Genomic DNA, 13,640 nt, shown 5'->3' on the forward strand with positions numbered 1-13,640 from the left:
GTCGCTACGAGATCGCCCTGAGCCCGCCGTGCCGTGACCCCTCGCGCAGCCGGCCCACGTGCCGGGCCGTCTCCTCGTCCGCAGGCAGCAGCACGAGCAACTGCTGGGCGTCCGAGGCGAGTTCCAGTGTCTCGCGGCGCAGCCGGAGCTCGTACCCGGAGGGGTGGCGGAGCCGCAGCACTCCGCGCGGCGGCACCACGTGGGAGTTGAGGCGCCGGGTGAACTCGGGGCCGGCGGCGGGCGCGAGCTCCGCGGCGAGCCACTCCGCGTTCTCGGCCTTCGGACCGCGCCACAGGTCGAACGCCCGCTCGTCGGCCACGTCGTCCCACTCGGTGAAGTACGCCTTCGCGCGGGCGTCGGTGAACACGTACCGGGTGAGGTTCGGGGCGTCGCTCTCCAGCAGCCCCGTACCCTCCGCCAGGGTCTTGTAGGCGTCGGTCCAGGCGAGCAGATCGCCCAGCCGGTTCATCACCACCGCGATGCCCGGTTCGAGGAGGCGCAGGGTCTCCCGTACGGACGGGCGGACCTCACGGCGGGCCGGCAGGGGCCCGAGGTGCCCGGTGCACTCGTCACCGGTGATCTTCGCGAGGTAGCGCAGGTGTTCGCGCTCCGCCGTGTTGAGGGCGAGCGCGTCGCCGAGCGCGTGCAGCACCGCGACCGACGGATTGCGGTCACGGCCCTGTTCGATCCGAGTCAGGTACTCGACGCTGATCCCGGCCCGTGCGGCGACGTCCGAGCGGCGCAGCCCCGGCGACCTGCGGCGGCCGTGGTCCGGCAGCCCGAGCTGCTCCGGCTGCACGCTGTCGCGCCTGATCCGTATGAAGTCCCCCAGCGGTGTCCCCATGACCCCGAGACTAGGACGGCTCCCCGCCCCGCGCGTAGCGCTCAGGGTGGCCCTGTCGGGGCCAGCCTGAGCACGGTCTGGCTGCACCCGGGACGGGATTCCAGGGTGGAGGGCATGGACAACACCAAGCACAGGCTCGTGGTCGTCGTCGGCAGCGTCCGCGAGGGACGGTTCGGCCCCGTGGCGGGCTCGTGGGTCGCGGAGCAGGCCCGACAGCACGGCGGATTCGACGTGGAGGTCGTCGACCTGGCCGACTTCGACATCCCCACCGAGCTGCCCGCCGTCTCGCCGAAGGCCGCCGGCCACGACTACCCCCGCCCCGAGCGGCTGGCCCCGCTCACGGCCGCCCTGGACGGCGCCGACGCGTTCATCCTGGTCACGCCGGAGTACAACCACAGCTACCCGGCCTCCCTCAAGGCCGCCGTCGACTGGCACTACACCCAGTGGGCGGCCAAGCCGGTCGCCTTCGTCAGCTACGGCGGCGCGGCGGGCGGCCGGCACGCGGTGCTGCACCTGGAGAACGTGCTGACCGAACTCCACGCGGTGACCATCCGCGACGGGCTCGCCTTCCCGCTGTACTACGCCAACTGGAAGGACGGCCGCCCGCTCGACCCCGAGGCCCCCGGCTACGCCAAGACCCTGCTTGAGCAGCTTTCCTGGTGGGCGGGCGCACTGCGCTCGGCCCGCGAGACCGCCCCCTACCCGGGGTGACGTCCGGGCGTCAGCAGGCCCCCGGGCCCACCCCGTCGATGCGGCCGCCGAAGTCGCCGAGGTAGCGGGAGCGCCAGTCGCCGTTGAAGACGTCCCGCTTCTCCACCGGCTGCCAGTTCACGAAACAGGCCCGGGTACTGGCCACGGCCGAGCCGACGTGATCGTGCAGCCGGGGCGGCATGTCGCGGTAGCCGCTGCGCGCGGTCCACTCCCAGTAGTCGCCCTTGAAGCCCTCCTTGCTCCAGAAGCACACCGACCCGTCCGAGCAGGACGGGGGAGCGGCGGGGGCGGCGGACGCCGCATGGGCCGGCAGCAGCAGGGCGGTCAGGGCGAGGGCGGCGGCAAGGGACCAGGAACGAGTCTTCACGGCACTCTCCAGTCGGGCGTCACGGAACACACGGGAGTGCCCCGGCGAACCCGCCGGGGCACTCCCATGTTCATGGCGGGCCGTGGCCGATCGGCCGGGCTTGCGGCCCACACCACCCGATGGAGCGAACCGGAGTCTCGACGGCGTACCACCCCCGCCGTTTGGTGGAGCCGTTCACGCGGGGCGTGCGCGCTCGGCGTCACCGGACCGGTACTCCATGGGGGGCCTACGTTCCCGTCTGCGGAATATTGATCATTCGATCGGCTGCGGAGGCGATCCGGTGAACGATAGGTTCCCTGAGGTCGCAGGCTTCCCGGCCGGGCCGCCGTCAGACGTGGCCATTACGCTGAGCGGGGAGAGGAGGACGGCTTGCTACTGAGATTCCGCGTCGCGAACGTACGGTCCCTGCGGGACGAGCAGGAGCTGTCCTTTGTCGCGCCCGGCGACGGACAGGGCGCCTCGGCGAACCTGGTGGATCTCGCGGGCGGCGGATCCCTCTCCGTGCTCCCGCTGATCGGCATTTTCGGGGCCAACGCCTCCGGCAAGTCCAACGTGCTGACCGCGATGACGGACATGAGCAAGGCGGTCCTCAACTCCTACGCGCACTGGGCCTCTTACGACGGCATCCCGCGCCAGGTCTTCTCCCTGGACCCCAAGAGCGAGAGTGAACCCTCCTTCTTCGAGGTCGATGTCGTCATCGACGGGGTCCGCTGGACGTACGGTTTCGAGCTCGGTGCCAAGCGCGTCGAGTCCGAGTGGCTGCACAGCTACCCGCACGGCCACCGTCAGCAGTGGCTCGACCGTGACGCCTCCCGGCCGGACGTCTTCAAGTGGCCCGGTGGCCGGGTCAGGGACCGCGCCCAGCTCGTACGGCGTACGAGGCCGAACGCCCTGCTGCTCTCCACGGCCGGCACGGACAACCATCCGCAGCTCTCCCCGCTGTTCCACTGGTTCCGCCGCAACTTCTGGATGATCAGCCCTGAGGTCGAGCGGGACGAGCGCGCGCGGTACACCACGAAGGAACTGTCAGGCCCAAGGGCCACCAGGATCCAGGAGCTGTTGAGGGTCGCCGACCTCGGCATCACCGGAGCGACGGTCGTCCAGGACGGCCCGGGCCAGGACACGGTGAAGTTGACGCACCACTCGGGTGCCGGAGACGTGTCCTTCGACTGGCAGGAGGAGTCCTACGGCACCCGGTCCTGGTTCGCCCTCCTGGGCCCTCTCCTCCTCGCCCTGGACGAGGGCGCGGTCCTGCTCGTCGACGAACTCGACGCCAGCCTGCACTCTCGCTTCGCGGCCGAGGTCGTCCGGCTCTTCCACGACCCGTACGCGAACCCCAAGGGCGCCCAGCTGGTCTTCACGTCGCACGACGCGACGGTGCTCACCACCCCGAGCGGCGAGCGGCTCCTCGACCCGGCGCAGGTGTGGCTGACGGAGAAGGACAAGGACGGGGCGACCGAGCTGTATCCGCTCACCGACGCGGAGCCGGGCGAGGATGAGGACCTCACGCAGTCCTATCTCGCGGGGGCCTTCGGCGGGGTTCCGGCTCTCCTGGAGGGGCAGATCGCGCGGAGGCTGCTGGTGGCGCGTGAGGCCGGCGCGTACGACGGGACAGGCGAGCGAGCGGACGGGGCGGGGCGCGACTGATGGGGCGGGCGCAGAAGGGCAGGGACTCGTGGGAGCGTCCGGCCCGGCGGGGCGGGCAGCGTAAGCGCCAGGTCTTCATCTTCACCGAGGGCAAGGTGACCGAGCCCTCGTACTTGGACATCCTCAAGGACCGGGGCGTCCCACTTCCCGACCAGGTTCCGGTGGAGATGCACATCGCCAACCGCAAGGCGGACAGCGGGCGCAAGCCGCTCGACCTCGTCGAGCAGGCGGTCAGGCTGAAGCGCGAAGAGGACCGCAAGGCGAAGCGGGCCAAACTGGAGGCCAAGTACCTGCCTCAGTTCTGGTGCCTCTTCGACCACGACAACTACACGTACGTCCGCGACGCACTGGGTGAGGCGGAGAAGGCGGGCATCGGCGTCGCCTTCTCGCATCCGTGCTTCGAGGTGTGGCGCCTCGCGCACTACAAGCCGGTCAGCGGCTCGTTCGGTGGGGTGTGCGACGGGGCGGCCGGTCGGCTCCCGTTCCAGCGGGGCTCCCAGGACGCCAAGACCCCCAAGGTCGTCCTGCCGGAGCAGGTCCTGGGCCGCTACAAGGCGGCTCGGAAGAACGCCGAGCGGATGAACGGCCAGCACGCGGCGCATGTGGGCAAGTGGGACAGGGACCCTTACACGGACGTGCACGAGTTCGTGGAGAAGGCGCTGCACATCGACGCGTACTGACTGCTCTGGATGTGGGTGTGTGCCGGGGCAGTTGGCGTTCCTTGAAAGGCTCGATGCTGTAGACGGTCAACGACTGGCAGAGACCGCCGAGCTTGCGAAATTGCGCCAACTTAAGCAGGGGCTTGTGGATGACCTGTTGACGGGGTGCGTTGAGGTCTCTGCTATGGCGGCCTGAGCGAACGCCGTCCAGCCCTCGCCGCGGGCGGGGGCCGGACGAGGGAAGAGGGGCGGGGAGTAGTCAGGTGAGGAAGTTCTTGACCTTGACCGCTGTGACGAACGCCGTCCATCCAGTCGACGGGAAGACCAGGGCGGGGCCCTCTGGGGTCTTGGAGTCGCGTACAGGCACACCTGCAGGGTGGTCGTCCAGAACTTCCAGGCAGCTACCGCCTTGGTCGTTGCTGTAGGAGGACTTTCGCCAGCCCCTCAGTGCCTCTGCGTTCGGTATCGCTCGGTCAGCCATGTTCGTAGTCCCTTGCTGTTGCCCTGAGCAGAGCCAGTGATTCCTTGAGCGGCAGAGCGTTGCCCAGTGCGAAATCGTAGCGATGCTGCAGTTCCTGAACCACTGATGGACTGTCGTGGATCTTCCCCATGTACAGGCCTTCGCCATAGGCCACGGGCGGCTGATCCTCGAACCACATCAGCGTGAGCATGTTGCTCATGAGGGGATGCATGCCCAACGTGAACGGGAGAAGGTGCAGTTGGATCCGTTCGGCCTCGGCGAGTCTGATGAGGTGGTTGATCTGCTCCGCCATGATGTCCGGACCGCCGATACAGCGTCGCAACACCGCCTCGTCCAGTAGCGCCCACACTACGGGTGTCACTGGGTCGGCAAGGATCTTTGCGCGTTCCAGGCGTGTGACAAGGCGCCTGTCACGTTCGTGGTCACTCGCCGGAGGGAACGGCATGCTCAGAACCGCACGTGCGTACCTCTCCGTCTGCAGGATGCCGGGGATGAACGACAGGGCGAACTCCCGGATCATCGTCGCCTGCTGTTCGAGCTGAAGGGCGGCCTCGAAGTACCCCGCGACAGCGGTGTCGTCGTCCGGTAGGAAGCTGCTGAGTACATCGCCCGTGTTCAGCGCCCTGTCGAGGCGTGTCGCGTCCTCCTTGGAGGGGGTGCGCCGGCCCGCCTCGATGTGCGCGATGTGCGAACGCGTCATGACGGCGGCCGTCGCCAGCTCCTGTTGCGTCAGCCCGGCCGTCTCTCGCTGCGCCTTCAACCACTCCCCATAGATGTTGCTCATCGTCAGCTCCCGTGTGACAGATGCGTAGTCACATCCGACCCTCTGGCGAGCCTAGCCCGACCGGTCTCACTCTGTGAGTGGATCGCTACACAGCGATGTCCATGCACGTCGACCTGCCCCTCGGGCGCGGAAGACCCCCGCGACCGCTACCGACGGCCCGGGGGCATGGCCCTCAACCTCACTGGAGTTGAAGACGTGTTGCACCGTATTGCCCTCCTCGCCGAGCCGCTGCTCCGGCTACTGTGGCCCTCCTCTGGGCGCCATCGGGGAGCAGCCCGGTCCACCCCCGCGCCGGCCACCCCCGTCACACCCAGCCGCCGCCCCTCCCCGTACGAGGCTCTCCTTCATGGTGAGGACTTCCGGCTCGTCCGCCCCTACCTCCTCGCCTGCGAACAACGCGCGCAGGCCAAGCAGCAGCGCGCCCGTCGCCGTACCCTCTGGCTCGCGGTGCACGGCATCGACGTAGGGCCACGGCGCATCCACGGTGTCGATGTCGGCTCGCGGCGGACCCGGGGGAACGAGGTGGCTGCCGCGTGATCTACGAAAGCCACGATGCCGCCGCCCCCGCAGCCACCCGGCCCCGCCTCCTCCCCTGGTCCAACCTCGACGGCAACCCCTGCTACCTCGTCACCGACGACACCGGCACCGGCCGTCTCTCGCGCCTCGCCGACGAGATCGAAGCCGTCCAGCTCGGGATGGCCGACGACCTCCTCGGTCATGCCGTCGATCTCCTGGGCGACACCAAGGCCACCGCACCCCAACTCCGTTACCTCGCCGCCTGCCTGGGCGATGCGCTCCACGACGTGCACCGCATCGCCCGCAGCAGGGGAGCGCGTCTCCCTGTGCCCCACGGTGACGAGAAGGGCGCCACCTCCGTCCCCGAAGAGGGTCCCGGCACCTGACCCGCCCGCTCCCCGGCCAAGCGTGCGGACGTACTGGCTTGAAGTGGCCCAGTTGGAGGCCATGGGGTGGACGCACGTCCCGGGCGTGGAGCTGGACACGCTTGACGCGGCCGTCCCGCTGCTCGTCGACCAGCTGGGCCCCGCGCTGCGGCGGCGCCCCCGGCGGGTCGGGCGGCGCTGGTCGACTGGTACTGCCGGGCCGGCCGGAACTGGACGGGACAGCGGCTTCAGCCCTGGGCGGCCCGTATGGTTCCAGCTGCCCATGCACCTGATCGACTACGTCATCGCCCACGAACTGGCTCACGTGAAAGTGTCCGGGCACCGGGAGGACTTCTGGCGGCTGCTACGGACCGCGCTGCCCGAGTACGAGGAGCGGCGGGCGGACCTCGACGAGCTGGGACGGCGGCTCTGGATGGGCGATGTCCGGTAAGCCGGTCTGAACTCCCTTTTGATCAAGGGAGTTCAGCCACGGCGAGGCCTACCAGATCGACTCGACCCACTCCGGGTGGTCGATGAACGGGTTGCGGTTGTGCTGGTAGGAGGCGTAGATGACCTCGTTGCGGTGCTGCTCGAAGGCGTCCGGCGGGTCCTCGGCGTTCCAGGCCTTGAGTACGGCGAGCTTGCCGATGTACGGGTTGCTGCCGTTGTTCACGCTGGAGTTGACCTCCAGGTCGGCCCAGCCGTCGCCGCCCTCGTAGCGCACCGCCATGTAGAAGATCATGCGGGCCACGTCGCCCTTGACGGCGTCGCGCGGCTCGAAGGAGTCGGAGTCGGTGAGGCTGCCGCCGCCGTTCGCGACGGTGCTGCCGCCGTTGTCGAAGTCCTTGTTGCCGCGGATGCCGTTGACCTGGACGTCCGAGGGGCGCAGGTGGTGGAGGTCGGTGCCGGGGCCGGTGGAGGTGCCGAAGTCGCCGTGGGACTTGGCCCACACGTGCTCGCGGTTCCAGTCGCCGGTGTTCCCGCCGTTGAGGGACTTGCTGCGGGAGACGCCCGAGTACAGCAGGATCACGTTGCCGCTGTCGGCCGGGTCCTGGTCGGTGGCCTTCAGGGCCTCCCAGACCGCCGAGTACGAGATCTTCGTCTGGTCGCTGATGATCGTGTGGAGGGCGTCCTTGAGGGCGTCCCCGGACTTGCCGGCGGCGTCCTCGTAGTACGCGTCGTCGTAGGCGGCCGTCGTGGCCGGGGCGGTGGTGGCCGTCGCCGTACCCGTGGTCAGGACGGGGGCGGTGAGGCCGGCGAGGACCGCGGCCGTGGCGAGCGCCAGCGCTCTCCGGCGGCGGGTGTGTATGCGTATCGCGAGCATGTGGGGTGTCCGATCTACGCGGGTTGCAGAATGGGGATACCCGGCAGAGTGGCATGTGCATGCAGGCCTGTGCGTGGAGGGAACGTGGCGATTGCGTGACGAGAACCTGTCACCCCGCTCCCCGGCGCACTCCTCCGAATGGTGCCGAGGGATGAAATCCGCTTCCGGCCGTGTTGGTGCCTTCCGGCAGACCAGGACGATCGGAGGGCACCCGAGTGACACCGCAACGGGGATGGGCACGGCGACTGGCCGGATACGCGTGGCGTCATCCGAAGGACGTCGTCCTCGCGCTGGGCTCCTCCCTCGGCGGCATGGCCGTCATGGCCCTGGTCCCGCTGATCACCAAGGTGATCATCGACGACGTCATCAGCGACAAGACGAGGTCCATGGGCACCTGGGCCGGGCTGCTCGTCGGCGCCGCGGTCGTCGTCTACGTCCTCACCTACATCCGCCGCTACTACGGCGGCCGGCTCGCCCTCGACGTGCAGCACGACCTGCGCACCGAGATGTACGGGACGATCACCCGGCTGGACGGCAGACGCCAGGACGAGCTGTCCACCGGGCAGGTCGTCGGGCGGGCGACCAGCGACCTCCAGCTGATCCAGGGCCTGCTCTTCATGCTGCCGATGACCATCGGCAACCTCCTGCTGTTCCTGATCTCCCTCGTGATCATGGCGTGGCTGTCGCTGCCCCTCACCGCCGTCGCCCTCGCCGTGGCCCCTGCCCTGTGGTGGATCGCCAAGCGCAGCCGCACCCGGCTGCACCCGTCCACCTGGTACGCGCAGGCGCAGGCGGGCGCCGTGGCCGGAGTGGTCGACGGCGCGGTCAGCGGCGTACGCGTGGTGAAGGGCTTCGGGCAGGAGGAGCAGGAGACCGGCAAGCTGCGCGAGGTCGGGCGGCGGCTGTACGCGGGCCGGCTGCGCACCATCCGGCTGAACTCCCGCTACACCCCCGCGCTCCAGGCCGTGCCCGCGCTCGGCCAGGTGGCGATGCTGGCGCTCGGCGGCTGGCTCGCGGTGGGCGGGCACATCACGCTGGGCACGTTCGTCGCCTTCTCCACCTACCTGGCCCAGCTCGTCGGCCCGGTCCGGATGCTCGCCGTGGTCCTCACCGTCGGCCAGCAGGCCCGCGCGGGCACCGAACGCGTCCTGGAGCTGATCGACACCGAGCCGTCCCTGACCGACGGCACCAAGGAGCTGCCCGCCGACGCGCCGGCGACCGTCGAGTTCGACGACGTCTCCTTCGGCTACGACCCCGGCCGGCCGGTCCTGGACGGGCTCTCCTTCGACATCCGGCCGGGGGAGACCCTCGCCGTCGTCGGCGCCTCCGGCTCCGGCAAGTCCACCGTCTCCCTGCTGCTGCCGCGGTTCTACGACGTCACCCACGGCGCCGTCCTCGTCGGCGGCCACGACGTGCGCGAGCTGACCACCGAGTCGCTGCGCGCCGCGATCGGGCTGGTCCCGGAGGACTCGTTCCTCTTCTCCGACACCGTGCGCGCCAACATCGCGTACGGCCGCCCGGACGCCACCGACGAGCAGATCACCGCCGCCGCGCGCGCCGCCCAGGCGGACCGGTTCATCGACGAGCTGCCCGACGGCTACGACACCACGGTCGGCGAGCACGGCCTGACCCTCTCCGGCGGCCAGCGCCAGCGCGTCGCGCTCGCCCGCGCCATCCTCACCGACCCGCGGCTGCTGGTCCTGGACGACGCGACCTCCGCCGTGGACGCCCGCGTCGAGCACGAGATCCACGAGGCCCTCAAGGGCGTCATGCGCGGCCGTACGACCCTGCTGATCGCCCACCGCCGCTCCACCCTGAACCTCGCCGACCGCATCGCCGTCCTCGACGACGGCAAGCTCGCCGCCATCGGCACCCACGCGGAGCTCCAGCGGGACTCCGCCCTCTACCGCCGGCTGCTCACCGACCCGGACGAGCTGGGCGCCGTCTCCCCGGGCCACACCCCGCCCGCCGGACCGCGCGAGGAGGACACCTCGGTCCGCGCGGAGCTGGACGCGGAGTTCGACGCCGAACGCGGGGTCACCCCCCGGCTGTGGACCGGCGACCGCGAGCCCAAGGACACCGCCCTGGCCGACGCCCCGGCCACGCCGGAACTCCTCGCCCAGGTCGAGGCGCTGCCCCCGGCGGACGACGTCCCCGACATCGACGAGGCGCGGGCGGTGCGCCCGGAGGAGTCGTACGGCCTGCGCCGCCTCCTGCGCGGCTTCCGCACCCCCCTGCTGATCAGCCTCGGCCTGGTCGCCGTGGACGCCGGCATGGGCCTGCTGCTGCCGGTGCTGATCCGGCACGGCATCGACGAGGGCGTGACACAGACCGCCCTCGGCGCCGTGTGGGCGGCCGCCCTGCTCGGCCTGCTCGCCGTGATCGTCCAGTGGGGGGCGCAGATCGGCGAGACCCGGATGACCGGACGCACCGGCGAACGCGTCCTGTACGCGCTGCGGCTGAAGATCTTCGCCCAGCTCCAGCGGCTCGGCCTCGACTACTACGAGCGCGAGCTGACCGGCCGGATCATGACCCGGATGACGACGGACGTCGACGCGCTGTCGACGTTCCTGCAGACGGGACTGGTCACCGCGTTCGTCTCGGTGGTCACTTTCTTCGGCATCCTGGTCGCCCTGCTGGTCCTCGACATCGGGCTCGCCCTGGTCGTCTTCGCCACCCTGCCCCCGCTGATCGTCGGCACGTACTTCTTCCGCCGGGCCAGCGTGAAGGCGTACGAGCTGGCGCGTGAGCGGGTGTCGGCGGTCAACGCCGATCTGCAGGAGTCGGTGTCCGGGCTGCGGATCGTGCAGGCGTTCCGGCGGGAGCGGGACGGCGCACGCCGGTTCGCCGAGCGCAGCGCCGACTACCGCGAGGCGCGGATACGGGGCCAGTGGCTGATCTCGGTGTACTTCCCGTTCGTACAGCTGCTGTCCTCGGGCGCGGCCGCGGCGGTGCTGATCGTCGGCGGGGGCCGGGTCGACGACGGGACGCTGGCGATCGGCTCACTGGTCGCCTACCTGCTCTACATCGACCTGTTCTTCGCACCGGTGCAGCAGCTCTCCCAGGTCTTCGACGGCTACCAGCAGGCGTCCGTCTCGCTGGGCCGCATCCAGGAACTGCTGCGCGAGCCGGCCTCCACGAACGCCGCCGAGAAGCCGCTCGGCGTGCCGTCCCTGCGGGGCGAGATCGCCTTCGAGGAGGTGCGCTTCGCGTACGGCGACGGCGAGGAGGCACTCGACGGCATCGACCTCACCGTCCCGGCCGGACAGACCGTCGCGTTCGTCGGCGAGACCGGCGCGGGGAAGTCCACCCTGGTCAAGCTGGTGGCCCGGTTCTACGACCCCACGGCCGGGCGCGTCACCGTCGACGGCACCGACATCAGGGACCTGGACATCACCGCGTACCGGCACCGGCTCGGGGTCGTACCGCAGGAGGCGTACCTCTTCCCCGGCACCGTCCGCGACGCCATCGCCTACGGCCGCCCGGACGCCGGTGACGCCGAGGTGGAGGCGGCGGCCCGCGCGGTCGGCGCGCACGAGATGATCGCCACCCTGGACGGCGGCTACCTCCACGAGGTCGCCGAACGCGGCCGCAACCTGTCCGCGGGGCAGAAGCAGCTGATCGCGCTCGCCCGCGCGGAACTCGTCGACCCGGACGTGCTGCTGCTCGACGAGGCCACGGCCGCACTCGACCTGGCCACCGAGGCACAGGTCAACCAGGCGACCGACCGCCTCGCCGGACGCCGGACGACCCTGGTGGTCGCGCACCGGCTCACCACGGCCGCCCGCGCCGACCGGGTGATCGTGATGGATCACGGCAAGGTCGTGGAGGACGGTACGCACGAGGAACTGCTGCGGCGCGGCGGCAGATACGCCGCGCTGTGGCGGACCTTCATAGGGGAGGACGTGCCCGCACCCGCGTGACGGCGCAACCAACCGGCGTACGCCAAGCGTCCGTACACGCGTACGCCAAGGGGTACGGGAGGACGACTGTGGGCAGTGGAGCGATACGGCGGCGGCTCGCGCTCGGCCTGGCGATGCTGACCGTCTCGGGCCTGCTCGCCGTCGCCGCGCCGGCCGACGCGCACGCCGCCGACCACTGCGCCGGACGCAAGGTGCGCACCCTGCCGTTCTCCACCGGCTCGGTGGCCGTCTACAAGCGCGGCGGCTACGTCTGCGCGGTCACCCTCGCCAAGAAGCCCGGCACGAAACGGAAGATGTCGGTGAGCGTACGGGCGCGCGGGGGCCGTCCGGTCGTCGACGAGGGGAAGTTCAAGCATCACGCCGGGCCGGTGACCGTGTACGCCGGCCGCCGCTGCGTCTGGGTGAAGGGGAGCGTCGCCAAGGGGTCCGTGAGCTCCGGCTGGATCCTGTGCTGAACGGGGCGCGGACCGAGGGATAACCCTATGTCCCCTGGTGCTCCGGGGAGTTGGTCAAGTAGCTTCCGGCGCACATCTGTCTCACAGGGGAGTGCGCATGCGCAAGGCGCTCAGATGGCTGCTGGCGCTCACGGTGCTCATAGGCACCTTGAGTACGGCCGGAGCGGCCACCGCCGCCGAGCCGAAGGCCACCGGCGGCACTGACATCAAGGAGAGACTGCTCTCCATACCGGGCATGAGCCTGATCGAGGAGAAGCCGTACACCGGGTACCGCTTCTTCGTCCTCAACTACGAGCAGCCGGTCGACCACCGCAGGCCCTCCAAGGGCACGTTCGAGCAGCGGATCACCGTGCTGCACAAGGACACCGCGCGGCCCACCGTCTTCTACACCGGCGGCTACAGCGTCTCCACGACGCCCCGCCGCGCCGAGCCGACCCAGATCGTGGACGGCAACCAGATCTCGATGGAGTACCGCTTCTTCACCCCGTCGCGGCCCGAGCCGGCCGACTGGTCGAAGCTGGACATCTGGCAGGCCGCCAGCGACCAGCACCGCATCTTCACGGCGCTGAAGAAGATCTACTCCGAGAACTGGATCTCCACCGGCGGCTCCAAGGGCGGCATGACCGCCACCTACTACGAGCGCTTCTACCCGCGTGACATGGACGGCGTGGTCGCCTACGTCGCCCCCAACGACGTGGTCAACAAGGAGGATTCGGCCTACGACCGCTTCTTCCGCACCGTCGGCACCAAGGAGTGCCGCGACCGGCTGAACGGGGTGCAGCGCGAGGCGCTGGTACGCCGGGCACCGCTGGAGAAGAAGTACGAGGCGTACGCCGCCGGGAACGGCTACACCTTCGACACCATCGGCAGCCTGGACCGCGCCTACGAGGCCGTCGTCCTCGACTACGTGTGGGGCTTCTGGCAGTACAGCACCGTCGCCGACTGCGAGCAGATCCCGGCGGACGCGAAGAACGCCACCGACGACGAGATCTGGACGTCGGTCGACACGATCTCCGGATTCTCGTTCTACACGGACCAGGGCCTGAGCCCGTACACCCCGTACTACTACCAGGCCGGTACGCAGCTGGGCGCGCCGACCATCCACTTCCCGCACATCGAGAAGAAGTACGTGCGCTACGGCTACCAGCCGCCGCGCAACTTCGTGCCCCGCTCGATCGACATGAGGTTCCAGCCGTCGGCGATGCGGGACGTCGACACCTGGGTCCGCCACAACGCCCGCCACATGCTGTTCGTGTACGGCGAGAACGACCCGTGGGGCGCCGAGCGGTTCCGCGTCGGACACGGCGCGAAGGACGCGTACGTCCTCACCGCGCCCGGCATGAACCACGGCGCGAACGTGGCCGGTCTGGTCGCCGAGGAGAAGGCGTTCGCCACGGCCCGCATCCTCGACTGGGCCGACGTCGCCCCGAGCGCGGTGCGGGAGAACCCGGCGGCCGCGAAGCCGCTGGCGACGTTCGACGCCAAGCTGGACAAGCGGAACGTCGAGCAGGAGCGGACGCTGCGACCGTAGCGCCCGCGCGGCACGGAAGGCCGTGGACACCGG

Annotated in this window: 14 protein-coding genes; 9 read left to right on the forward strand and 5 right to left on the reverse strand. The window is 70.1% G+C overall.

Translation table 11 applies throughout. The features are described from left to right. Positions 1-4 precede the first annotated feature (4 nt). A complete protein-coding gene (locus tag IF28_RS0111150; RefSeq protein ID WP_030217262.1) occupies positions 5-844 on the reverse strand; it encodes a helix-turn-helix domain-containing protein in 840 nt (279 codons plus the stop codon). A gap of 114 nt (positions 845-958) precedes the next feature. Here IF28_RS0111150 and IF28_RS0111155 point away from each other — a divergent pair, with 114 nt between their 5' ends. Continuing rightward, on the forward strand, positions 959-1,555 hold the full coding sequence (locus IF28_RS0111155) for an NADPH-dependent FMN reductase (RefSeq protein ID WP_030217265.1): 597 nt from the start codon (positions 959-961) through the stop codon (positions 1,553-1,555). Positions 1,556-1,565: 10 nt separating this feature from the next. On the opposite strand, the gene IF28_RS0111160 is transcribed toward IF28_RS0111155, so the two are convergent. Beyond that, on the reverse strand, positions 1,566-1,922 hold the full coding sequence (locus tag IF28_RS0111160; RefSeq protein ID WP_030217267.1) for a peptidase inhibitor family I36 protein: 357 nt from the start codon (positions 1,920-1,922) through the stop codon (positions 1,566-1,568). A gap of 369 nt (positions 1,923-2,291) precedes the next feature. Here IF28_RS0111160 and IF28_RS0111165 point away from each other — a divergent pair, with 369 nt between their 5' ends. Beyond that, positions 2,292-3,569, forward strand: a complete 1,278-nt coding sequence (locus IF28_RS0111165) for an AAA family ATPase (RefSeq protein ID WP_030217269.1) — start codon at positions 2,292-2,294, stop codon at positions 3,567-3,569. Beyond that, on the forward strand, positions 3,569-4,249 hold the full coding sequence (locus IF28_RS0111170) for an RloB family protein (protein ID WP_030217272.1): 681 nt from the start codon (positions 3,569-3,571) through the stop codon (positions 4,247-4,249). The genes IF28_RS0111165 and IF28_RS0111170 overlap by 1 nt, the downstream gene beginning before the upstream one ends. Before the next feature lie 238 nt (positions 4,250-4,487). Here IF28_RS0111170 and IF28_RS37715 read toward each other — a convergent pair whose 3' ends face one another. Continuing rightward, entirely contained in the window at positions 4,488-4,709 is a 222-nt protein-coding gene (locus IF28_RS37715) for a DUF397 domain-containing protein (protein WP_078621069.1), read from the reverse strand. Beyond that, complete coding sequence (locus IF28_RS0111175; RefSeq protein ID WP_030217274.1) at positions 4,702-5,493, reverse strand: helix-turn-helix domain-containing protein; 792 nt, start codon at positions 5,491-5,493, stop codon at positions 4,702-4,704. The genes IF28_RS37715 and IF28_RS0111175 overlap by 8 nt, the downstream gene beginning before the upstream one ends. 195 nt (positions 5,494-5,688) lie before the next feature. Here IF28_RS0111175 and IF28_RS0111180 point away from each other — a divergent pair, with 195 nt between their 5' ends. The 3 genes from IF28_RS0111180 to IF28_RS37720 are packed head-to-tail and all read left to right on the forward strand — an operon-like array spanning position 5,689 to position 6,825. Then, a complete protein-coding gene (locus tag IF28_RS0111180; protein ID WP_078621106.1) occupies positions 5,689-6,030 on the forward strand; it encodes a hypothetical protein in 342 nt (113 codons plus the stop codon). Beyond that, the gene (locus tag IF28_RS0111185; protein ID WP_030217276.1) at positions 6,027-6,395 is read left to right on the forward strand and encodes a hypothetical protein; all 369 of its coding nucleotides are present in this window, start codon (positions 6,027-6,029) and stop codon (positions 6,393-6,395) included. The genes IF28_RS0111180 and IF28_RS0111185 overlap by 4 nt, the downstream gene beginning before the upstream one ends. Before the next feature lie 43 nt (positions 6,396-6,438). Next, entirely contained in the window at positions 6,439-6,825 is a 387-nt protein-coding gene (locus IF28_RS37720) for a M48 family metallopeptidase (RefSeq protein WP_030217279.1), read from the forward strand. A 48-nt stretch (positions 6,826-6,873) separates the two neighbouring features. Here the strand turns inward: IF28_RS37720 and IF28_RS0111195 are convergent, their stop codons facing one another. Continuing rightward, a complete protein-coding gene (locus IF28_RS0111195; protein ID WP_030217284.1) occupies positions 6,874-7,698 on the reverse strand; it encodes an endonuclease I family protein in 825 nt (274 codons plus the stop codon). Positions 7,699-7,913: 215 nt separating this feature from the next. On the opposite strand from IF28_RS0111195, the gene IF28_RS0111200 reads away from it, so the two are divergent. From IF28_RS0111200 to IF28_RS0111210, 3 genes are all read left to right on the forward strand, one after another. Beyond that, positions 7,914-11,621, forward strand: a complete 3,708-nt coding sequence (locus IF28_RS0111200; protein WP_030217287.1) for an ABC transporter ATP-binding protein — start codon at positions 7,914-7,916, stop codon at positions 11,619-11,621. A gap of 68 nt (positions 11,622-11,689) precedes the next feature. Continuing rightward, on the forward strand, positions 11,690-12,076 hold the full coding sequence (locus IF28_RS0111205) for a hypothetical protein (protein ID WP_030217296.1): 387 nt from the start codon (positions 11,690-11,692) through the stop codon (positions 12,074-12,076). Positions 12,077-12,173: 97 nt separating this feature from the next. Continuing rightward, the gene (locus IF28_RS0111210; RefSeq protein WP_030217299.1) at positions 12,174-13,607 is read left to right on the forward strand and encodes a S28 family serine protease; all 1,434 of its coding nucleotides are present in this window, start codon (positions 12,174-12,176) and stop codon (positions 13,605-13,607) included. Positions 13,608-13,640: the final 33 nt, after the last annotated feature.

Origin of the sequence: Streptomyces sp. NRRL WC-3626 (assembly GCF_000718785.1) — a bacterium.
Lineage (GTDB): Bacteria > Actinomycetota > Actinomycetes > Streptomycetales > Streptomycetaceae > Streptomyces > Streptomyces edwardsiae.

What these genes read in the sequence shown, in the direction of transcription:
- IF28_RS0111155 (WP_030217265.1), top strand. Translation starts at nt 959, where the DNA reads ATGGACAACACCAAGCACAGGCTCGTGGTCGTCGTCGGCAGCGTCCGC.
- IF28_RS0111170 (WP_030217272.1), top strand. Translation starts at nt 3,569, where the DNA reads ATGGGGCGGGCGCAGAAGGGCAGGGACTCGTGGGAGCGTCCGGCCCGG.
- IF28_RS0111175 (WP_030217274.1), bottom strand. Translation starts at nt 5,493, where the DNA reads ATGAGCAACATCTATGGGGAGTGGTTGAAGGCGCAGCGAGAGACGGCC.
- IF28_RS0111195 (WP_030217284.1), bottom strand. Translation starts at nt 7,698, where the DNA reads ATGCTCGCGATACGCATACACACCCGCCGCCGGAGAGCGCTGGCGCTC.
- IF28_RS0111210 (WP_030217299.1), top strand. Translation starts at nt 12,174, where the DNA reads ATGCGCAAGGCGCTCAGATGGCTGCTGGCGCTCACGGTGCTCATAGGC.
- IF28_RS0111150 (WP_030217262.1), bottom strand. Translation starts at nt 844, where the DNA reads ATGGGGACACCGCTGGGGGACTTCATACGGATCAGGCGCGACAGCGTG.
- IF28_RS37715 (WP_078621069.1), bottom strand. Translation starts at nt 4,709, where the DNA reads ATGGCTGACCGAGCGATACCGAACGCAGAGGCACTGAGGGGCTGGCGA.